At 53.3% G+C, this 21057-nt stretch carries 17 protein-coding genes; 4 read left to right on the plus strand and 13 right to left on the minus strand.

Annotated elements, in window-relative coordinates:
* Positions 1–25 precede the first annotated feature (25 nt).
* Both iscR and trmJ read right to left on the minus strand, forming a co-directional pair.
* On the minus strand, positions 26–517 hold the full coding sequence (gene iscR, locus CJP72_RS01385; protein WP_162379118.1) for a Fe-S cluster assembly transcriptional regulator IscR: 492 nt from the start codon (positions 515–517) through the stop codon (positions 26–28).
* Between the two features lie 195 nt (positions 518–712).
* A complete protein-coding gene (trmJ, locus tag CJP72_RS01390; RefSeq protein WP_162379119.1) occupies positions 713–1444 on the minus strand; it encodes a tRNA (cytosine(32)/uridine(32)-2'-O)-methyltransferase TrmJ in 732 nt (243 codons plus the stop codon).
* Between the two features lie 118 nt (positions 1445–1562).
* Between trmJ and suhB the strand changes: the two genes are divergently transcribed.
* Entirely contained in the window at positions 1563–2366 is an 804-nt protein-coding gene (gene suhB / locus CJP72_RS01395; protein ID WP_162379120.1) for an inositol-1-monophosphatase, read from the plus strand.
* A gap of 102 nt (positions 2367–2468) precedes the next feature.
* Here suhB and CJP72_RS01400 read toward each other — a convergent pair whose 3' ends face one another.
* Together CJP72_RS01400 and CJP72_RS01405 are read right to left on the minus strand one after the other, a co-directional pair.
* Positions 2469–3449 carry a nickel/cobalt transporter gene (locus CJP72_RS01400; protein ID WP_162379121.1) on the minus strand — a complete coding sequence of 327 codons (981 nt, stop codon included), beginning with the start codon at positions 3447–3449 and terminating at the stop codon, positions 2469–2471.
* Positions 3440–4078, minus strand: coding sequence for a DUF1007 family protein (locus CJP72_RS01405; protein ID WP_162379122.1), 639 nt, complete (start codon positions 4076–4078; stop codon positions 3440–3442). Before CJP72_RS01405 ends, CJP72_RS01400 begins: the two co-directional genes overlap by 10 nt.
* Positions 4079–4202: 124 nt before the next feature.
* On the opposite strand from CJP72_RS01405, the gene csiE reads away from it, so the two are divergent.
* On the plus strand, positions 4203–5480 hold the full coding sequence (csiE, locus tag CJP72_RS01410; protein ID WP_162379123.1) for a stationary phase inducible protein CsiE: 1278 nt from the start codon (positions 4203–4205) through the stop codon (positions 5478–5480).
* Here the strand turns inward: csiE and CJP72_RS01415 are convergent.
* The 4 genes from CJP72_RS01415 to CJP72_RS01430 all read right to left on the minus strand — a co-directional run bounded on the left by CJP72_RS01415 (position 5475) and on the right by CJP72_RS01430 (position 12333).
* Positions 5475–6623 (minus strand): 3-phenylpropionate MFS transporter, encoded by a 1149-nt coding sequence (locus CJP72_RS01415; RefSeq protein ID WP_162379124.1) that lies wholly within the window; start codon positions 6621–6623, stop codon positions 5475–5477. The two genes, csiE and CJP72_RS01415, sit on opposite strands and share 6 nt — an antisense overlap.
* 89 nt (positions 6624–6712) lie before the next feature.
* Positions 6713–7555 (minus strand): aldose 1-epimerase, encoded by an 843-nt coding sequence (locus tag CJP72_RS01420; RefSeq protein WP_162379125.1) that lies wholly within the window; start codon positions 7553–7555, stop codon positions 6713–6715.
* Entirely contained in the window at positions 7555–8994 is a 1440-nt protein-coding gene (locus CJP72_RS01425) for a sugar porter family MFS transporter (RefSeq protein WP_162379126.1), read from the minus strand. Before CJP72_RS01425 ends, CJP72_RS01420 begins: the two co-directional genes overlap by 1 nt.
* A 72-nt stretch (positions 8995–9066) precedes the next feature.
* Positions 9067–12333 (minus strand): DUF5107 domain-containing protein, encoded by a 3267-nt coding sequence (locus CJP72_RS01430; RefSeq protein ID WP_162379127.1) that lies wholly within the window; start codon positions 12331–12333, stop codon positions 9067–9069.
* Positions 12334–12446: 113 nt separating this feature from the next.
* Between CJP72_RS01430 and CJP72_RS01435 the strand changes: the two genes are divergently transcribed.
* Positions 12447–13640: an ROK family transcriptional regulator gene (locus CJP72_RS01435; RefSeq protein WP_162379128.1), complete on the plus strand. Its 1194-nt coding sequence runs from the start codon at positions 12447–12449 to the stop codon at positions 13638–13640.
* A gap of 161 nt (positions 13641–13801) precedes the next feature.
* Here CJP72_RS01435 and glyA read toward each other — a convergent pair whose 3' ends face one another.
* Positions 13802–15055 carry a serine hydroxymethyltransferase gene (glyA, locus tag CJP72_RS01440; protein ID WP_162379129.1) on the minus strand — a complete coding sequence of 418 codons (1254 nt, stop codon included), beginning with the start codon at positions 15053–15055 and terminating at the stop codon, positions 13802–13804.
* Positions 15056–15381: 326 nt separating this feature from the next.
* Between glyA and hmpA the strand changes: the two genes are divergently transcribed.
* Positions 15382–16572, plus strand: a complete 1191-nt coding sequence (hmpA, locus tag CJP72_RS01445) for an NO-inducible flavohemoprotein (protein WP_162379130.1) — start codon at positions 15382–15384, stop codon at positions 16570–16572.
* Between the two features lie 102 nt (positions 16573–16674).
* On the opposite strand, the gene glnB is transcribed toward hmpA, so the two are convergent.
* The 4 genes from glnB to qseE form a co-directional block, all read right to left on the minus strand.
* A complete protein-coding gene (gene glnB / locus CJP72_RS01450; RefSeq protein WP_002914032.1) occupies positions 16675–17013 on the minus strand; it encodes a nitrogen regulatory protein P-II in 339 nt (112 codons plus the stop codon).
* A gap of 76 nt (positions 17014–17089) precedes the next feature.
* A complete protein-coding gene (gene glrR, locus CJP72_RS01455) occupies positions 17090–18424 on the minus strand; it encodes a two-component system response regulator GlrR (RefSeq protein ID WP_162379168.1) in 1335 nt (444 codons plus the stop codon).
* On the minus strand, positions 18424–19155 hold the full coding sequence (gene qseG, locus CJP72_RS01460; protein ID WP_238339982.1) for a two-component system QseEF-associated lipoprotein QseG: 732 nt from the start codon (positions 19153–19155) through the stop codon (positions 18424–18426). Before qseG ends, glrR begins: the two co-directional genes overlap by 1 nt.
* 23 nt (positions 19156–19178) lie before the next feature.
* Complete coding sequence (qseE, locus tag CJP72_RS01465) at positions 19179–20609, minus strand: two component system sensor histidine kinase QseE/GlrK (protein ID WP_162379132.1); 1431 nt, start codon at positions 20607–20609, stop codon at positions 19179–19181.
* Positions 20610–21057 lie beyond the last annotated feature (448 nt).

The raw sequence follows: 21057 nt of genomic DNA on the forward strand, positions 1-21057 counted from the left end.
TGCAACCCGAAACAGGACGCGTAGATTAGGCGCGCAACTTCACGTTGATTGCGTCTTGTGTACGAGCACTGCGCGGGGTGTCGTGGGTGTGCTGACGACCAGACACATCCAGCACTTCCTGGTTATTCACCAGTTCGCCCAAGGTAATATTGTTGAGGAAACCGGTCAGACGGTCACTCAAATCACGCCACAGCGCGTGCGTCAGGCACTTATCGCCGCCCTGACAACCGCCTTTGCCCTGACAACGGGTCGCATCAACCGACTCGTCAACAGCGCTGATCACTTCACCTACTGCGATGCTGCCTGCATCTTTGCCCAGCAGATAACCACCGCCAGGTCCACGTACGCTGGAAACCAGACCGTTTTTCCGCAAACGTGAAAACAGCTGTTCCAGATAAGAAAGGGAGATTCCCTGACGTTCAGAAATATCAGCCAACGGTACCGGGCCCGCTTCAGAGTTGAGCGCAACGTCCAACATTGCGGTCACGGCATAGCGCCCTTTAGATGTCAGTCTCATGTCTTACTTAACCTCAAACTCGCCCCTGCCCGGGGTTTTTATTGTAAAATGGGGGTATTGCATAGCAGGGCCAAGTCTGACATTCCTGACTAAATTGGTCAACTATTTACTTGACTGATTTAGTCAGGTATTTAACCTTCAGTGCCATTTTCTGCAACCGGATAGCGCTACGCTTACCCGGCCTGTCGCTCGCACTTACTTTCCTTTATTCTGCTGCTCAATTGACGCCAGAATCCCGCGCAGAATATTTAATTCCTGGCTTTCCGGACGCGCGCGGGTAAACAGACGGCGCAATTTGTTCATCACCTGCCCCGGATGGCCTTCACGAATAAAGCCGGTTGAAAGCAACGTTTGCTCCAGGTGACCATAAAAACGCTCCAGATCGTCCACCAGCGGATACGGCGTCTCTTCGTGTTCCTCTGCGTCGCCGGATTCCTGCGTGGCCAGCCAGGCCATACGCACTTCATAGGCAATGACCTGAACCGCCATGGCGAGGTTAAGCGAGCTGTACTCCGGGTTCGCCGCAATCGCGACATGATAATGACACTTTTGCAGTTCGTCATTGGTCAGGCCGACACGTTCACGCCCAAAAACCAGCGCAACAGGCGCCTTTGCTGCTTCTGCGACACTTTTTAAACCACATTCACGAGGGTCAAGCATCGGCCACGGTAGCGTACGAGAACGCGCACTGGTGCCGACAACCAGACTGCATCCCGCCAGCGCTTCATCGAGCGTGTCAACGATTTGCGCATTGCCAATCACGTCGCTGGCACCTGCCGCCAGGGCGATGGCCTGGGAGTCCGGTTTTACCAACGGATTCACCAGCCACAGATTGGTTAACCCCATGGTTTTCATCGCGCGGGCAACAGAACCCATATTGCCAGTGTGAGAGGTTTCCACCAGTACAATTCGAATATTTTGCAGCATTGTCTTTCTTCAGCTAAAGATTATTCAGCCATATTATCATAAATCGAAGACATATTCCGAACTCGCTGCTATACTCTGCGCCGTTTTCCCGTTCTTTAACATCCAGTGAGAGAGACCGATGCATCCGATGCTGACCATCGCCGTGCGCGCAGCGCGCAAGGCGGGTAATGTAATTGCCAAACACTACGAAACTCCAGACTCTGTAGAAACCAGCCAGAAAGGCAGCAATGATTTTGTGACCAACGTCGATAAAGCCGCCGAAGCGATTATTATCGAAACGATCCGCAAATCTTACCCTCAGCACACCATCATCACCGAAGAAAGCGGTGAACATGTTGGTGAAGATTTGGATGTTCAATGGGTTATCGATCCACTGGATGGCACCACTAACTTCGTAAAACGCCTGCCGCACTTCGCGGTATCCATCGCAGTACGCATTAAAGGCCGTACTGAAGTTGCCGTTGTTTATGACCCAATGCGTAACGAACTGTTCACCGCCACTCGCGGTCAGGGCGCACAGCTGAATGGCTACCGTCTACGCGGCAGCACCGCTCGCGATCTGGACGGCACTATTATCGCTACCGGTTTCCCGTTCAAAGCCAAGCAGCATGCCACTTCTTATATGAATATTCTTGGCAAAATGTATACCGAATGCGCTGACTTCCGTCGCACCGGTTCCGCTGCGCTGGATCTGGCCTATGTCGCCTCCGCTCGCGTTGACGGTTACTTCGAAATCGGCCTCAAGCCGTGGGATTTTGCCGCAGGTGAATTGATTGCCCGTGAAGCAGGCGCGCTGGTGTGCGACTTTACTGGCGGTCATAACTATATGGCAACCGGTAACATCGTTGCAGGTAACCCACGCGTTGTTAAAGCCATGCTGGCGAATATGCGTGATGAACTGAGCGATGCGCTGAAGCGTTAATCTGTTGTTGTGCCGGATAGCGACGCTTACGCGTCTTATCCGGCCTACAATGCATACCGTTCACGTAGACCGGATAAGGCGTCAGCCACTATCCGGTTTTATTTAAAACGGCCTTAATCCCCTTCCTGGCGGCACCGCACTTACCCACATCACCACTGCAGCAACAATGAGCACGGCACCTCCGGCTAATGCCAGCGTCAACCCGCCAACCTGTCGCCATAATACCGGCGTTCTGTTACCGCTCAGCTTGACCGCCAACGTACGAAAACTGTGCACCAGCACAGCCAGAGACGTTATCGTTAAAGACGTGCCTGCCGCCATCGCCAGCGCCGACGCCATTCCCCAGCTAAAAACGCCAATCACTTTGCTGAACAACAACACCATGATGGCGCCAGAACAGGGACGCATCCCCATCGACAGAATAATCATCAGGCGCGCGCGCCAGTCATCCCCGCGCTGTAACTGTTGCGGATGCGGCATATGTTGATGTCCGCAACCACAGTTTTCATGATGCACATGGTGCGGCGTAAACGCGGTAAACACCGGTCTTTGCAGCAGCGTACGGAGTTTCTTTACTGCCCGCCAGCACAGTAAAACGCCCAGCATGCCAACCAACGCATAACTCCCTTTCTCCAGCCAGAAACTGCTCATATGCAGTTGTCGCGCGGGCAGTTGCAGTGCCGTTAGCACCACAACCACCAGCCCAATAGCCACCAATCCCTGTAACAAGGAAGAAGCCAGCGTCAGGCCGATACTGGATTTCAACTTTGAGGGGTGGGTCGCAAGCCAGGTAGTGATCACCACTTTTCCATGCCCCGGTCCCAGAGCATGCAACACGCCGTATGTGAAACTAAACAACAGTAGCGAACCACCTGCCTGTGTCGGGTTCGCCGCCACGGCCTTCAGCAAGACGCTGATCTGCTGGTTTACTTCTCTTTGCCAGAAAATACTTTTCACCATCACCTGTGGCCAGTTTTGCCACAGCCAAAATCCGCCCCCGATTGCCAGTAAGACGAAGAGCGCCAGCGGCCACAATGCCCACCAACGTCGTGGGCGACCACGTGAAAAGGAGATTACTGACATGTCACCGTCACCTTCTGTGCAAACTGCTGGCCCAAATTCATATCCTCCGGCGGGGCATCTTCTTTGTCGAGCGACTGGGCAAAGCTCAGCGTCTCTTCGTTTGGCGTCGGTGTGTGCATCACCCTTTGACACTGCTTGTCCAGCGTCGGCGGCAGCGTCACGTCGCTGTCCTTTTCATAGCTCATGTCGACATAATAACTCGGGTCAAAGGTCGAAAATGTATACGTCTGTCCGTGTAATGGCTGCGGCTGTGCCAGCGGCAACACAAATGTCAGTACGGCCTGATGGCCTTCACGCGCCATCCCATATTCTGTGGGCCGGTTTTTAAACTTCACCTTTTGTCCGCGATGCCAGACCTCGGTGAAATAGTGCTGCCCGAGCACGTTGGCCATCACTTCCGCCGCCAGTTTTTTCCATATCTCCGAACCCGGCCTGGCATTCCCGGCATCATACAGCAGATCGGCAGAGGTGATTTCGTCCATCGTCCAGCGCATTTTCAGCGCCACAAACTGGTCATTTTCGCTAACAATCTGTGTTTGCAGACGAATAAAGCTGTGCGGATGCGCCCCTGCGGTAAAAGAGTAAACTGCCAGAAATATCAACAAAACGCTGCGTTTCACTGCCTGCATCTCTTCCTCACGTTAAAAATTCTGTGATGCTCTTCAGCATTCCTGGTGTAAAGCGCCCTTATCCCCGCTTTCACAGGCAAACTTTAGCTATCCTTATCTGACATACTAACGGGAGGCCAGACGGATGATGCCAACACTCACTACACCATCTGTATTTTCCGGTCCCCAGCGCCGCTGCCAGGTGCTACTGACGCTTTTCCAGCCAGGGCAAAATGCCACTACGGAAACACTCAGCGCGCTCAATGGCGTTGATGATGAGATTGTTCGTGAGGATATCACCGAAACCCGCCTGGAGATCCAGCGCTATCATCAGCTCACCATCACCACTGGTCAAAACGGTCGCTACCGGATTGAAGGTTCAGCGCTCAATCAACGTCTGTGCCTGGTACAGTGGTTACGACGCGGTCTACGGCTGTGTCCGACGTTTGTGACGCAACAGTTTACGCATGCGCTGAAAACCGAGCTTAAACATCGGGGTATCGCGCGCACGTTATATGACGATACGAATCTTCATGCGTTGATCAATCTCTGTTCGCGGCGGTTGCAAAAGCCGTTTGAGTGCCGAGATATCCAGTTTTTGCGGCTGTTTTTGCAGTATTGCCTGCTGCAACACCATGCCGGTATTTCCCCGGAATTTAACCCGATACAGCAACGGTGGGCGCAATCCTGCGCAGAGTATCAACTCGCTCTGGAAATTGGCCGTCACTGGCAACGCCGCGTGATGCAAAATGCACCGCTGAATGAATCACTGTTTATCGCCCTGCTGTTTTCACTGATCCGAATCCCGGACCCCATCCGCGACAACCATCAGCAAGATAGACAGCTGCGTCTGGCCGTCGCCAGACTCGTGTTGCGTTTCAGAGAGATGGGCAATACCCGCTTTCGCGACGAACAAGGATTGCACGATCAACTCTACATCCATCTCGCGCAGGCGCTGCACCGCAGCATGTTCGCTATCGGTATCGATAACACGTTACCTGAAGAGTTCGCAAAGCTTTACCCGCGACTGGTGCGTACCACCCGCGATGCGCTTAGTGGGTTTGAGGCAGAATACAATATACAATTTTCTGAAGAAGAGGCCGGACTGGTCGCGGTGATTTTCGGCGCATGGTTGATGCAGGAAAACGATCTGCACGAAAAGCAAATTGTTCTCCTTACCGGTAATGACAAAAACCGCGAGGAAGACATTGAGCAGCAACTGCGTGAACTCACGCTTTTGCCGCTCAATATTAAACACATGCCCATGTTGGTATTTCAAAAAGAAGCTTCGCTGCGTGGGGTTACGCTGATTGTCACCCCCTACACCACACCGTTACCGCTCTTTTCACCCCCGCTGATTCACGCCGAGCAGGTATTAACGACGCATCAGCAACAGCAGATCCGCCGTATACTCGAATCATAGCGTTGGCGAGCGCGCTGCCACTTTTGGCCGTATGGCTACCGCGGGCAGCGCAACCAGCGCCATCACCCAGAACACACCGCTCCCCAGATGCTGGTAGAGGTATCCGGCAAAGACCGTCATGACGGCGATACTCCCGCCCATCGCCACGGCGGAATAGACAGCCTGCAGACGGATCACTTCGCTACCCTGACGAGCGGCAATGTAGCGCATCGCCGCCAGGTGGCAGACGGTAAAGGTACCGCAGTGCAGGATCTGCACCACAATCAGCCACGGTAACGCGGTGCTCCACCCCATCAAACCCCAGCGCACAACTCCGCAAACGGTGGAAAGCAGTAATAAATCACGGGCGCTAAAACGACGGAACAGCTTATGGCTGAGCGCAAAGATGATGACTTCCGCGACCACACCCAGCGACCATAAATAACCCACTGCCGACGCGGAATACCCCGCCCCTTGCCAGTAAATCGCGCTAAAGCCGTAATACGCGGCATGCGCCCCCTGCAACAAGCTCACACAGGCCAGAAAGCGCCAGCTTTGTGTTATCAACGCGCGCCAGGCCGGCCAGCCTGCGCTCTCCTGATGACGACTTTCCCCTTGCGGTAACACACTTGGGCGCAACAGCATCCCCAACAGCATAGAAGCCAGGCCAAGACTCAGCAGCACGAGAATGGCCTGATAGTCGAACAGACTCACCAGTTTACCGGTCAGCGCGGAGCCAATCACAAACGCAATCGACCCCCACAGTCTGACCCGACCATAGTCCATCGTTATCTGTTTTTGCCAGGTGTTTGCCAGCGCATCCGTCAACGGCACCAGCGGTGAGAAGAAGAGGTTAAAACCGACCATCACGACCATCAGCCACGCAACGTGTGTTCCTGCCCAAAACGCCAGAGCGAAGACCAACGTCAGCAATGCCAACACTCGCAACGCAGAAATCAGACGAGAAGGATCGCTCACGCGAGGGGCAATCAGCAGGCTGCCGAGGAAACGTGCCACCAGTCCTGCGCCCAGCAACAGACCAATCGTTTCAGGCGTTAATCCCAGACCTTTGAGCCAGACGCTCCAGAAGGGTAAAAAAATACCGTAGCTAAAAAAATAGGTGAAATACGCGAGCGCCAGCCAGCGTGTGGAGTGCAAAACCATGATTCCCTCCCGTTAGGAGGCGATAGTCTGGCGATAAACGCACGCTGGCGCAAGTGAGTATTAACAGAGATATAACACGAGCTGTCAGGCTAATCGACGATGATTTGCATGGCGAAATGACAGCTTTCCCCCTGAGCTAAAACCTGCAATCCCGGTTGACCCGCCATATGATGGGCGTTGACCGGATGCGACTGCGGTTCAAGACAAAGAAACTCGCCACCCGACATTCTGAAAAGCATCAGCCACGGAGTTTGCGCTAAAAGCGTGATTTTCATCACATCACGTTGTATCACCGCCTTCCCGCTCCAGCCGGAATACCCCACATTGAGCCAGGCATCCTCTCCAAATTGCGCATAAGCGAAATTCGCAGGCCCGGGGATCTTCTCCTGCCACGCCAACGGCAGATGCTGTTCATCCTCCGGCCAATACCCGCTGGCGGAAAACTGCACAGTGTTTTGCGCATCAAAGACAAAAAACGGATGAAAACCGCAGCCGTAAAGCATCGGACGTTCCCCCAGATGCGTTATCGCCAGCGATGCTTTGAGTGTCGTGTCATCCAGCTGATAGTGAAGTTCCGCCAGGTAGTCATAGCCGCATGCCAGCCGACTTCGCAATCGCAACACACACTTGTCACCAGCAACGGCGACGAGATCCCAGCGTTTCAGCCAACCGTCACCGTGTAGAAAGAAGCGTTCATCCGCGCAATGCTTTGGCAAAACCACCTCATCGCCCTGTAACGTAAAGCGATTACCCGCCACGCGATTAGCGACCGGAAGCATGGGGAACAATGCGCAATCCCCCACCGCCTGCCCTTTGCCCGTCCGCAAAACCGCGTGTTGATGACGTAACGAAAACAGATCCAATAACGTGCCGCCTTGCGGATCAACGCGCATCCTCAGATGCGCGTTTTGAAGCGTGACAGTGCCGTCCATTACTGAGCCCGATGCTGCTGAGAAGAGGAGGCACTTTTTGTGTGTCGCGCCGCCAGTTGTTCTTCCAGTGCTTCCAGCGTTACGCCTTTGGTTTCCGGTACGTTACGCAGGACGTAGACATAGCCCATCGCACAAATCACGCCGTAGAGCAGGAAACTCCCCGCCGCCCCCAACCCGGCATTCAGCAGCGGGAAAGTGTAGGTCAGTAAGAAACAGGCAATCCATAATGCAAGGGTGCCTAATGACATCGCCAGGCCGCGCACACGGTTGGGGAATATTTCCGACAGAAGCACCCAGGTAACGGGCGCCAGCGTCAGGGCATAAATGGCGATTGCCGCCAATACCAGAACGAGGACCGGCCAGCCCATAATGCCTAACCCATATGCCCCGGCGATCAACACATAAATGACCGTCAGACCGGACGCGCCAAACAGCATCAGCTTCCGGCGGCCAATTTTGTCCACCAGCGGCAGCGCGGCGAGGGTAAAGATAAGATTGATTACCCCGGTTGCCACGATCGATTTCAGCGTACTATTGATATCAAACCCGGCGGAGGCAAAAATCTCCTGCGCATAGTTGAAGATCACGTTGATCCCGCACCATTGCTGGAAAACTGCCAGGACCATCCCGATAATCACGATGGGCTTGATCTGTGGCTGTAATAACGTAGACCAGGCCACCTTTTGCGTGTCTTTCTGTAGAGTCTGTTCGATCTCTTTCAGGGTTTGTTCGGCATACTCTGCCGAGCCAATCCGCTGTAGCATTTCGCGGGCGCGCTCGGGTTTGCCTGCTTTAACCAACCACCGCGGTGATTCAGGCACAAAAAACATCAGCACCAGAAACGCCAGCGCAGGCACCAGTTCCGCACCAAACATCCAGCGCCAGCCCATTTGCCCATTCCAGCTTTCGACGATCGCCTGCTGTGTAGCGCCAGCAGCAACGGGTTCGGCAATCATCAGGTTAATTAACTGCGCCGCCAGTACGCCAATGACGATAGTCAGCTGGTTAACCGCCACAAAACGACCACGTTTTTCCGCCGGGCTAACTTCCGCAATATAGAGAGGGCTGAGTGCCGATGCCAGACCAATCCCCACGCCGCCAACAATACGGTAGATAACAAACATGTCGAAGTTGCTGGAAACCGCCGTTCCCCAGGCCGAAGCGCTGAACAGAACAGCCGACAGAATCAGCGGCATTTTTCGTCCAAATTTGTCGGCGCACCACCCGGAGATCAACGCGCCAAAGATGCATCCGACCAGCGCCGAACTCATCGCCCAACCGGATTGTGCTGGATCGGTAATTGAGAACCAGGCTTCATAGAACGGTTTTGCTCCGCCGATAACCACCCAGTCATAGCCAAACAACAGGCCACCGCAGGCGGCGACCAGACAGATAGTCCAGACATAACCAATTTTTAAATGTGTCTGCGTGTTATTCATTATGATTCCTCTCTCAGAGAAACGCAGGGAACAGAGGGGTTCAGGTGGGGCCGCCCCCACCTGGTTAGGGTGTTATTGAAATAGTTGTATGTTTAACGCGTGTTGTAATAGCAGCGCCTTGTCGTGAGATGGATTGAGCGTCTGAAGTGTATTGAGAGCATGCTGACACCCAGCACGATCACCCAATCCAAGAGCGCCTAATGCCGCGATGAACTGGCAATGCTGTTGGTGTTTTTCGCTGGCGGGCGTATCCAGCACTACCAGATCCGGCAGCGACACCGCAAAGAAATCAACGTCCGGGACCGCGTCGCGATGCAAATCAACCCACTGACCGAAGCTATGAAAAAGCGAGTCAGCCGCTGCGTTATCGCCCAGCGCTCTTAGCGCCATCCCTTGCCAGAAGAGATAATCCACAGGTTGATCGTTGTAATAGCGCCCTGCATCCAGTGAGCAACCGCCCCGGGTCGCCCGGGCAAAGTAGCGCTGCGCTTCATCAATGTGCCCTTGCAATCGCGCGCAATAACCCAGTAAATACCAGATATCATTATCGGTTTGCCCAGGTAACCGCCCTTCTCCCAGATTGTGCGGGTAATGCAGCGCCTGCTGGAGCAGCGTCATCGCCGTCGGTAGCTCGCCGGTTTGAATTGCCGCCAGCGCACGATGAAGTTGATTCAACAAATATTGTCCGGTGGCCTTGCCCTCTCCTCCCTCCCAGGGATGGAATACGCGTTCACTCAGCACTGCGGCAGCAGCATCATATTTACCCTGCCCATTCCACAAGCTGAGTAACTCTACGGTCAGATCGTCACGATGAAAAACGACCTCTTTACGGTCTTCCAGCATTTGCAAGCGCTGCGCCACCGGTTGGGCTGTCAGTTTGTTGAGATAATCGAGTTCAAACAAGAAGCGCGCATTTTCTGGCTCAAGCGCGACCGCCTGAGACAAATACTGTGCCGCCAGTTGTGCATCATGTTGTTTATTCCAGGCATACACGCCCAGCAGTCGATACACCGGGGCGAAATCAGGTTCCTGCTCAAGGGTAAAGCGCCAGCAGGCTACAGCCTCTTCGTAACGGCGTTTGCTATACCAAAAACACCCCAGCAGATAGCGGGCAAAAGCGCAATGCGGGAGAGTTTGCAGCATTTGTACTTCGTCCAGCGAATTGGGAAAACGCACGCGATTGCGCAGGCTCGCCTGAGCCAGCGTAATAAACGGTTGTGGATTGTCGCTTAGCGAAGCCCGCCACAACATCGGCAGCGTTTCCTGGCTGTCCAATACCTCCAATACATCGCGGGCGGCGTCTCTCATCCCAAAAGAGATCAACCATCCAGCCAATTCGCAGGCATTGGTGCCGCGCCGACCCGTGACATTGATTAACCCGGTTTTTGCCGCGTCGTCCTGGGTGATGGCCCAGCGCGCATAATGCAGGGTATAGCTCAGAGGATACTCAATAAGCTGTTGCGTGATGTACGATTGCGCCTGCGCAGTACGGCCGAGTTTTGCCAGCACCAGCGCTTTCATGCCCATCGCCAGATTGTTGCTACCGTTAAAACGCAGGCTCTGATTCACTTTTTCCAGCGCGTCAGCGTAATCCTTACGTTTCATGGCGATACGGGCAAGCGACCAGAAGGCGGCATCGCGACAGTTCCCGCTCCAGGTCGCTTTGTAGTAATGATCCCAGGCCGCATCATCGTTGCCCTGCCGTTCAAGCGCAGCCGCAAGCAGCATACTGGCTTCGCCGTCTCGCGGATTTTTATTGAGTTTGTGCGCCCGTGTTAACGCAGATTGCGCACATTGTTCCGCCAGCCCCCAGTCAGCACGGTTCAGCGCCAGCGTCCCCAACGCCACATTGTTGCGGTAATCCAGCGGGTCCACCGCCAGCGCCCGACGGTAATAATCTTCCGCATAGCGACTGGCGTGGTTGTACTGCTCCAGATGCTGACCAATAAAATAAAGCTCGTCAGTATTGGATAATGCTTCCGGCAATTCCGGTGCGCTGGCCGCCGAAGGCAGCGGGAGTTCTTCAGCGATATGCTCTTCGTAATCAAGCAACACGCTGCCATCTTGCTGAGTGACCGCCATCGTCACACGTGTGTAACCCGCATCAGAAAGGCCGGTTTGCCAGTGTTGCCCCGGCTCCAGGGTCAGCGTTTTCTCAAAGAACGGCTTTCCTTGTGCAGACAGTGTGACCAGCACGTTTTGCAGCGGCGCAATGGCGTAAACGCCCAGCGAAAGTTGCGCATCATCACGCACCAGGCGCAACGCAAGTTGGGTACTGGCGTTTTGCACCATGCCTAATTCGCTGTAAGGCAGGAAATTTTGCACAAATACTTTTTCTTCATAAGGGGCAAGCCAGGTGAAATCCGGCTGATTATCGGTAAACACCCCTGTCATCAATTCAATGTACGGACCATTGTCATCGGTCAGATTGCGATCCCAGGCAACGCCGAAATCACCGTATCCCCATGTCCACTGCTTTTTCCCCGGAGAAACATGGTGATCGGCAACGTGAAGCAATCCGCCACGCTCCCCATGATGCCAGGCGCCAACAAAATCATAATTCGACTTTTCAGCCATGTAGGACGTGGGAACAGGGACGTTTTTATAGCGGGAAATATCTACGCCAGCGGAGTAGTCCACTTTGTAGTAGGTGCCGGTGGCGATCGGAAAGGCGGAAACATCACGTTTACCGTGGTCGAATACAGCCGTAACATCCGGAGGGAAGACGCTCTGATGATCATCGCCACCTTTGACGGCCGGATTCGCCCACCATAAAAAGTGACGCGGGGTCGCATTACCATTGAAGACTTTACCGGTGATTTCGATCAAGGCGCGATCCGGCCAGAGCGTAAATCCGGTCATGACCTGCAGACCGCGCATGGGCTCGACTTCCCCCATCCACACAGTGTGTTCGCCGTGCTCGCCCGCCTGCTGTGTAAAGTCTACTGGCATAAACGTAGTGGGACGATGATGCTGCGGCCAGTTAAATTCGATACCGCCGGAGATCCAGGGCCCCAACAACCCCACCAGGGCGGGTTTCACGACGTCGTTGTAATAGACAAAATCACGTTGCTGCACCTTGTCATAAGCGCGATGAATGCGCCCACCTAACTCCGGCAGCAGCATGATGCGAATAAAATCATTCTCCATCCATACTGCCTGGTAATCGCGCATCTCACGCTGCCCGGTCAACGTATCAATGACGCCATAAGGGTAAACCGCGCCAGACGACCCTTGATAAACACGATTTTCCAAAAACATCGGGTTAGTATCTTCTTCGCCGGTGGTCCACGTAGGGAGTGAGATCGTTTCCTGCCAGACCTTGACTGAACCGTACATGCTTTTCTCCACTAAATGAAATAAAGTAAAAAAGAGAATACGGTGAGTTTATAGCGCCAGTTCGCTGCTAAAATACGCAACGTTCACGCAATACAGTTAAGGGAGTTAAGTATATGTTGCGACCTGGTCTTAATAATGCGCGGGTCCGCCAGGTAAATAAGGCACTGTTTTTGTCGCATTTATGGCGAGAAAAACAGCTAAGTAAATCGCAACTCGCCCAACGAACCGGTTTGTCGATTCCGGCCGTCAGCAACATTCTGGAAGAGTTGCTGGACGAAGGACGCATCAGCCACTCACTCAAAAATATGAGTGCCCGTGGACTTAACAGCGGCAGCTATCAAATTCCGCAGCGGGGTCCGTGGACCCTGTGCATGACAATCTCGCCCACCAGCATTGAGTGCCAGCTTGCCGACTCGCGGCTACTGGCCGTGGGCGAACATCAGCACATTTCTGTTGACGCCCCTGAACCACAGGCGCTGCTCAAGGCGATAGCCGAGTGCTGGCGATACTATCGCCAGCAGTATCCGGCGCAACCTATCAACCTGGCGCTGGGTGTGCATGGGCAGGTCGATCCGGTCACTGGCGTGTCGCAAACCATGCCCCAGGCACGATGGAAAACCCCCATCGAAATAAAGTATTTGCTGGAAGAACAGTTGGGTGTACAGGTACGGCTGGATAATGACTGTGTCATGCTAGCGCTGGCGGAAAAATGGCAAAATCGCGCCTCGCACCAGGATTTCTGCGTCATTAACGTCGATTATGGCATTGGCTCATCGTTCGTCATTAACGATCAGATCTACCGGGGTAACTTGTACGGCAGCGGGCAAATTGGGCACACTATTATTAATCCTGACGGTATCGCCTGCGATTGCGGTCGCTACGGTTGCCTGGAAACGGTTGCATCATTAAGCGCGTTAAAAAAACAGGCCAGGGTCTGGCTAAAAACACAACCTGGCGCAGAATTGTCCCCGGAGCAGCTAACAACGGCTGCGCTTATTCACGCCTGGGAGCGCGGCGACGTCCAGGTTAAGGCATGGGTGGAGAGTGCTGCCAATGCGATTGGCTTAAGTCTGTACAACTTCCTGAACATTCTTAATATCAACCAGATATGGCTCTATGGACGCAGCTGCGCTTTCGGTGAAAACTGGCTAAACACCATCATTCGCCAGACCGGATTTAACCCGTTTGACAGGGACGAAGGACCCAGTGCAAAAGCGACACACATCGGTTTTGGTCAACTCAGTCGCCCCCAGCAAATTTTGGGAATCGGTTATTTGTACGTTGAATCACAACTTAACGATCTGTGAGAACTGACGATTCAGGGGGCCAGAGAGCCTGCTGGCGGTACATCCGGGCGGTGATGTAGGACTGACGCTACGTCAGGAACGCTAGAAGTCTAAACTGACAGTGTTACATCAAATGCAAAAAAGGCCGCTTGCGCGGCCTTTTCTTACTCTGCAAGGCAGAATTATGCGTAAACCGGGAAGCGTGCGCAGATATCCAGCACTTTACCCTTAATACGTTGGATAACCGCTTCGTCGTTGATGTTGTCCAGCACGTCACACATCCAGCCCGCCAGCTCTTTCACTTCCGCTTCTTTAAAGCCACGGCGAGTGACAGCCGGAGAACCGATACGGATACCGGAAGTCACGAACGGGCTCTTCGGATCGTTTGGCACGCTGTTTTTGTTGACGGTGATGTTGGCACGGCCCAGCGCTGCATCCGCTTCTTTACCGGTCAGGTTTTTGTCGACCAGATCCAGCAGGAACAGGTGGTTCTCAGTACCGCCAGACACGACTTTGTAGCCACGGTTCAGGAACACTTCTACCATCGCTTTGGCGTTTTTCGCGACCTGCTGCTGGTAGGTTTTGAACTCAGGCTCCATCGCCTCTTTCAGCGCCACGGCTTTCGCCGCGATAACGTGCATCAGCGGGCCGCCCTGAGCGCTTGGGAAGACGGCGGAGTTCAGTTTTTTGTACAGCTCTTCACTGCCATCTTTCGCCAGGATCAGGCCACCGCGCGGGCCAGCCAGCGTTTTGTGGGTCGTGGTAGTGACAACGTGAGCGTGCGGAACCGGGTTCGGGTAAACGCCGGCGGCAATCAGACCTGCCACATGCGCCATGTCGACGAACAGGTACGCGCCAACGCTGTCTGCGATTTCACGCATTTTTGCCCAGTCAACGATACCGGAGTAAGCCGAGAAGCCACCGATAATCATCTTCGGTTTGTGCTCCTGAGCCTGCTTCGCCATGTCGGCGTAGTCAATTTTACCGGACTCATCGATGCCGTAAGGTACGATGTTATACAGTTTGCCGGAGAAGTTAACCGGAGAACCGTGAGTCAGGTGACCGCCTTGCGCCAGGTTCATCCCCAGAACGGTATCGCCCGGTTGCAGCAGCGCGGTGTAGACCGCGAAGTTCGCCTGAGAGCCAGAGTGCGGCTGGACGTTAGCGTAATCAGCGCCAAACAGTTCTTTCGCGCGGTCGATCGCCAGTTGCTCGACGACATCCACATATTCGCAACCGCCGTAGTAGCGTTTGCCCGGATATCCTTCAGCATATTTGTTGGTCAGCTGAGAACCCTGCGCTTGCATCACGCGCGGACTGGTGTAGTTTTCGGAGGCGATCAGTTCGATATGCTCTTCCTGACGTACTTTTTCCTGCTCCATCGCCTGCCACAGTTCGGCATCATAATCGGCAATGTTCATTTCACGTTTTAACATCCGCATCTCCTGACTCAGCTAACGATAAAATTTGGCCTTAAAAGGCAGTCCTGTTGGACAACGACCAACAGTATAACTGAATCATTCTGTGATAACAGGTCTTGACAAAGGATTTTACGCAAACGATTACCTTCAAGCAGCACAAGGCTTTGCAGAATTAAGGTCTTACAGATTTCAACGGAATTCTTTTCAGGTTTGTGATGCATACTTTTCATTTTGTAACGTTACAAACGCAAAATTACAAAGAACCATTTACAATGCAGGGGTATTTTTATAAGATGTATTTGATATGCATCATTAAAGATTTCAATAAAAAGGAAGCCCGCATGCTTGACGCCCAAACCATCGCCACTGTAAAAGCGACTATTCCCCTGCTGGTTGAAACTGGCCCTAAACTGACCGCCCATTTCTACGATCGCATGTTTACGCATAACCCTGAGCTCAAAGAAATTTTTAACATGAGTAATCAGCGCAATGGCGATCAGCGCGAAGCGTTGTTTAATGCGATTGCGGCGTATGCCAGCAATATTGAAAACCTGCCAGCCCTGCTGCCAGCGGTCGAGAAAATTGCCCAGAAGCACACCAGTTTCCAGATCAAACCAGAGCAATACAACATCGTGGGGGCGCATCTGTTAGCAACGCTGGATGAGATGTTCAGCCCGGGTCAGGAAGTGCTGGATGCGTGGGGAAAAGCCTACGGCGTACTGGCAAATGTCTTTATCAATCGCGAAGCGCAAATCTACAGTGAAAATGCAGGTAAAACCGGCGGCTGGGAAGGAACGCGCCCGTTCCGTATCGTGAATAAAACCCCGCGTAGCGCCCTGATTACCAGTTTTGAGTTCGAGCCTGTCGATGGTGGCTCCGTCGCAGAATACCATCCTGGGCAATATTTGGGCGTATGGCTAAAGCCGGAAGGCTTTGCGCATCAGGAGATTCGTCAGTATTCACTGACTCGCAAGCCAGATGGCAAAGGTTATCGTATTGCTGTTAAGCGCGAAGACGGGGGTCAGGTTTCAACATGGCTACACAACCATGCAAATGTGGGTGATATCGTGCATTTAGCTTCACCGGCGGGTGATTTCTTTATGACCGTCGCCAACGACACGCCAGTCTCTCTCATTTCCGCAGGCGTCGGGCAAACACCGATGCTGGCAATGCTGGATACGCTGGCGAAAACGCATCATTCCGCGCAGGTGAACTGGTTCCACGCGGCGGAAAACGGCGATGTTCATGCCTTTGCCGATGAAGTGAATGAACTGGGCAAAACGCTACCGCGCTTTACCGCACATACCTGGTATCGTGAACCGACCGCAGACGATCGCGCCAAAGGCGGGTTTGATAGCGTGGGTCTGATGGATTTAAACAAACTGGAAGGCGCAATTAGCGATCCGGCAATGCAGTTTTACCTCTGCGGCCCGATCGGCTTTATGCAATTTGCCGCGAAGCAACTGGTGAATCTTGGTGTGAAAAACGAAAACATTCATTACGAATGCTTCGGCCCACATAAGGTGCTGTAGTTGTAAATCGCCTGATGGCGCTTCGCCTTATCCGGCCTACATGGTTTCACTCCCTGTAGGCCGGATAAGGCAACGCCGCCATCCGGCAAAACTCATGCGGCATTAAATCGCCGCGTCGTCTTCTTCGCCAGTACGAATACGGATCACGCGAGCCACGTCAAAGACGAAGATCTTACCGTCACCGATTTTACCCGTCTGTGCAGTACGAATAATGGTGTCGACACAGGTGTCCACAATGTCGTCGGTCACTACAATTTCAATTTTCACTTTCGGCAGAAAATCCACCATATATTCCGCGCCACGGTACAATTCGGTATGGCCTTTCTGGCGGCCAAAACCTTTCACTTCCGTAACCGTCATACCGGTGATACCCACCTCTGCCAACGCCTCACGGACATCGTCCAGCTTGAAGGGTTTAATAATCGCATCAATCTTTTTCATGCTATTCCTTGAAAAGGTCGCCTGTCTTTTAATCGGGTTAACGTACCACAATTCGCGTTACTTTACGGCATGAAAACTACTCTTTGAAGTCGTTTGCATCCAGCTCGTGACGGGAGAGTAATTTATAGAATTCAGTCCGGTTGCGCCCGGCCATTCTCGCTGCATGGGTCACATTACCTTTGGTGATTTGCAGCAGTTTTCGCAGATAGTTAAGCTCAAACTGGTTACGCGCTTCAACGAAGGTGGGTAGCGCCGTATTCTCCCCTTCCAGCGCCTGCTCCACCAGCGCATCGCTGATCACTGGCGAAGAGGTGAGCGCCACGCATTGTTCGATAACGTTCACCAGTTGGCGGACGTTCCCCGGCCACCCTGCCGTCATTAGCCGTTTCATGGCATCCGTTGAAAAAGCGCGTACGAACGGCTTATGCCGCTCTGCCGACTGACGCAGCAGATAATTCGCCAGTAATGGAATGTCCTCCGCGCGCTCGGCCAGCGCGGGAATTTTCAGGCTCACCACATTCAGGCGATAATATAAATCTTCACGGAATTCGCCCCGCGTCATCGCTTTGGGCAGATCGCGGTGGGTGGCAGAAATTATCCGCACATCAATGTCGATATCGCGATTGCTACCCAACGGCCTGACTTTGCGCTCTTGCAGAACACGCAGCAGTTTGACCTGAAGCGGCGCTGGCATGTCGCCAATCTCATCAAGAAACAGCGTGCCGCCTTCCGCCGCCTGGAACAGACCTTCGCGATGGCTTACCGCACCGGTAAATGCCCCGCGCGCGTGACCGAACAATTCAGACTCCAACAGTTGCTCTGGCAAGGCACCGCAGTTAATCGCAATAAACGGTTTGCTGCTGCGCGGACTGGCGTTATGGATAGCCTGCGCGAAGATCTCTTTCCCGGTGCCGCTTTGTCCGTTGATCAGGACGCTGACATCCGACTGCGCCACCATACGCGCCTGCTCCAGCACGCGCAGCATTAAGGGGCTACGGGTGACGATAGATTCACGCCAGCGATCATCCGTTGCGGGAGCCGACTGCTCCAGCGCTTCGTCAATCGCCTTATACAGCGCGTCTTTGTCTACTGGCTTGGTCAGAAAACTGAACACACCTTGCTGGGTTGCGGCAACCGCATCAGGAATCGAACCGTGAGCGGTCAAAATAATGACCGGCATACCCGGCTGTAGTTTCTGAATCTCGACAAACAGCTGCATGCCGTCCATTTCATCCATGCGCAGGTCGCTTATCACCAAATCCACTTTTTCGCGATTCAGTACGCGTAGCCCTTCCTGGCCGCTTTCAGCCGTTACGACACTGTACCCTTCACTGGTCAGTCGCATCCCGAGCAGTTTTAGCAAGCCCGGATCGTCATCCACCAGCAGTAAATGCGCCGGTTTGCGGCTCATCATGGCGTTACCTCATCTTGTGATGACGCAGGCGTTGTTTCGTCAGGTTTGTCGTTGCCGCGCGTCGCGTCAGGATTGTAGTTACCGGCCGGTTTACGCGTGGAAAGCTGGCGTTCGATATCCGTTAAATTCTCCAGCTTACGGATCGTGAGATCGAGCTGCGCCTGTAAATGCTGGTGCTGTTGGCGCAACGTATCGAGATCGTTATCTGTCGTTTGCTGAAGCTTGCTGTAACGCTGACGCTCTTCGGCAAGCTGTAATTGCAGCATCTGTCCATCGCGCCACAGCTGATAAAGAGGGCGAACCTGGGCGGGGATTTGCGCACTCAGGGCATCCAGTTGGGTAACGGAAACGCGTCGCTCAATGGGCGATATTTTGGCGTTCGCCAATAAGATCCCGCGCTTAAAGGCACTCTGCCAGGAGTCATCTTCAAGCGCACGCGCCTCGTTACGCGACTGAATCGGCAGAAGACGATCGGCGCAGTCAATTGTCCGCAGCCAGTAAAGCGGATTGCTATCCGTGGACTGTCCGTGTAACGACCAGATGTCAGCACACTCGGTAGCAAGGTAATCCGCCAGTTGATAAGGCGGGATCTTCTCCTGAGAGGGATTGTCGACAAGATGTTTATCCATATGCGGGGCGCATCCAATCAGCGCCAGACACGGTACGCTCGCGAATAACATCCGTCGGGAAAAAAGTCGTTTAAAAACTCGAACAAAAACGTGTGGCATACTCACCAAACTTAGCTTCATTTTTAATGGTTTTTCGATGCAGATAGCGGCAGCTCTATGCGAAAACACACTTCTTGCGCATTCTCATCGACCAGATACAGTTCTCCCTGCATACGACGGATACAGTCCCTGGCGATGCTTAATCCCAACCCGCTGCCCTTCACAGCCCCTTTTCTCTGATGGCTCCCCTGAAAAAACGGCTCGAAAATCATGGTTCTTTCTGCTTCTGGAATCGGGGTGCCGGTATTTGTAACATCAATATGTACCCTGGCACCCTGCAGACGGCTACTGATACAAATGTTACCGGATTCAGCACCATAGTGCACCGCATTGGAGTAAAGATTGTCCAGTACGCTCATCAATAGCATCGGTTCTGCCAGGCACGTGTTCGCATCCAGTCTGACGTCGGTATGCATCATTTTAGCGCGGGCTGGCAAACTGTGAGCGGAAACCACCATATCGACCAGCGGTTCAATCTCGACGCTTTCCAGTTCAATGGCGCCATCTGCCAGTTTTCTATTGTAATCAAGTAGTTGTTCAATCAACTTCTGTAAGTTGCGACTGCTGTTGTCGAGAATGCCGACCACCTCTTTTTGCTCAGGCGTCAGCGGCCCCACAACCTGATCGGCCAACAGCTCTGTTCCCTCGCGCATACTGGCCAACGGCGTTTTCAGTTCGTGTGAGAGATGGCGTAAAAATTGGTGACGTTGTGATTCAAGCCAGGACAAACGCTCGCTCAACCAGATGATACGTTGTCCCACTGAGCGGAGTTCGCGGGGGCCGGTAAACGAAACGGCATTCCCCAGCGAACGCCCTTCCCCCAGTCGATTGATCATCCGCTCAATCCCCTTGACCGGACCAATGATCATGCGGGTAAACAGCAGCACCATTGCCAGGCTAACCAGAAATAGCACCAGCGCCTGCCAGCCAAAGAACTGTCCGCGCTCGGCAATTTCCTGCTGAAGCTGTTGTCCGCGAGAGAAAATAACGGTTCGTGTGGCCTGCACCATCTCGGTGTTGGCATGAGCAAAGGCTTCCAGACTCGCCGCCGCCGCCGCATCCGGACCGCTGTCTGTACACTGTAGTTGGGTGAGCGCGTTCAGATCCTGACGCAATGTTTGATAAAGCTTGTCATCCGGTAAAACGCCGGCATGTGCGTCCAGCATTTCACTGTAGCGCTTGCGTTGGCTGTGATAGACCTTCGCCAGCGTGGGGTCGTCAAGCACGCAGTATTGACGGTAGCTACGCTCCATCTCCAGCGCAGCATTGGTCATCGCCTCGCTGCGACGGGCATCAATCAGAGTTGTACGGTTGGTCAACGCCGCCTGGGCACTCAGGGTGTTGAGACTTTGCCATGCCTGCCATGCCAGCACCAATAAAGGGAGCAGGATCAACAGGAATGCCAGCATAACCAATTGGCGTAATGACCGGGGAAATACAGACCAGCGCTTCAAAGCGTTACTCTCATCGGAGACGAATAGAAGGATGCTAACCGAGGGAAACCTCAGATACAACAAAGCCGGGCTTAACCCGGCTTTGTTATGGAATAAGGCGGTGCCTAACTCAACGTTTCGCCCGATGGTTGATAAAGCAGCGCTATTATCAGATGTTGGACGGCAGGCACCTTTTTGTGCGTCATTCGAGGTTTATGTAGCACGTCCCGAAGGGGCTGACATAAGAAGGTGAATGAGCCACTACCCACTATTATGCAGAAACCATGCCAATATTAAAATAACTTTATTAACATGATGATTTTATTTTATTTTTCTAAATAATAGCCAAAAACCCAATGTGCGCAAAAATTCACCACCATGTCGCCAAAAAGAGACACATGACATCAAACTTAACACACTTTATAAAAATCAATCAGTTAAACGTCTCCTTTTGGAGACACTGTAATCT

The organism is Citrobacter sp. NCU1 (genome assembly GCF_010231475.1).
In the GTDB taxonomy this organism is placed as follows: Bacteria; Pseudomonadota; Gammaproteobacteria; order Enterobacterales; family Enterobacteriaceae; genus Citrobacter_D.

What these genes read in the sequence shown, in the direction of transcription:
- iscR (WP_162379118.1), bottom strand. Translation starts at nt 517, where the DNA reads ATGAGACTGACATCTAAAGGGCGCTATGCCGTGACCGCAATGTTGGAC.
- trmJ (WP_162379119.1), bottom strand. Translation starts at nt 1,444, where the DNA reads ATGCTGCAAAATATTCGAATTGTACTGGTGGAAACCTCTCACACTGGC.
- suhB (WP_162379120.1), top strand. Translation starts at nt 1,563, where the DNA reads ATGCATCCGATGCTGACCATCGCCGTGCGCGCAGCGCGCAAGGCGGGT.
- CJP72_RS01400 (WP_162379121.1), bottom strand. Translation starts at nt 3,449, where the DNA reads ATGTCAGTAATCTCCTTTTCACGTGGTCGCCCACGACGTTGGTGGGCA.
- CJP72_RS01405 (WP_162379122.1), bottom strand. Translation starts at nt 4,078, where the DNA reads ATGCAGGCAGTGAAACGCAGCGTTTTGTTGATATTTCTGGCAGTTTAC.
- csiE (WP_162379123.1), top strand. Translation starts at nt 4,203, where the DNA reads ATGATGCCAACACTCACTACACCATCTGTATTTTCCGGTCCCCAGCGC.
- CJP72_RS01415 (WP_162379124.1), bottom strand. Translation starts at nt 6,623, where the DNA reads ATGGTTTTGCACTCCACACGCTGGCTGGCGCTCGCGTATTTCACCTAT.
- CJP72_RS01420 (WP_162379125.1), bottom strand. Translation starts at nt 7,555, where the DNA reads ATGGACGGCACTGTCACGCTTCAAAACGCGCATCTGAGGATGCGCGTT.
- CJP72_RS01425 (WP_162379126.1), bottom strand. Translation starts at nt 8,994, where the DNA reads ATGAATAACACGCAGACACATTTAAAAATTGGTTATGTCTGGACTATC.
- CJP72_RS01430 (WP_162379127.1), bottom strand. Translation starts at nt 12,333, where the DNA reads ATGTACGGTTCAGTCAAGGTCTGGCAGGAAACGATCTCACTCCCTACG.
- CJP72_RS01435 (WP_162379128.1), top strand. Translation starts at nt 12,447, where the DNA reads ATGTTGCGACCTGGTCTTAATAATGCGCGGGTCCGCCAGGTAAATAAG.
- glyA (WP_162379129.1), bottom strand. Translation starts at nt 15,055, where the DNA reads ATGTTAAAACGTGAAATGAACATTGCCGATTATGATGCCGAACTGTGG.
- hmpA (WP_162379130.1), top strand. Translation starts at nt 15,382, where the DNA reads ATGCTTGACGCCCAAACCATCGCCACTGTAAAAGCGACTATTCCCCTG.
- glnB (WP_002914032.1), bottom strand. Translation starts at nt 17,013, where the DNA reads ATGAAAAAGATTGATGCGATTATTAAACCCTTCAAGCTGGACGATGTC.
- glrR (WP_162379168.1), bottom strand. Translation starts at nt 18,424, where the DNA reads ATGAGCCGCAAACCGGCGCATTTACTGCTGGTGGATGACGATCCGGGC.
- qseG (WP_238339982.1), bottom strand. Translation starts at nt 19,155, where the DNA reads ATGCCACACGTTTTTGTTCGAGTTTTTAAACGACTTTTTTCCCGACGG.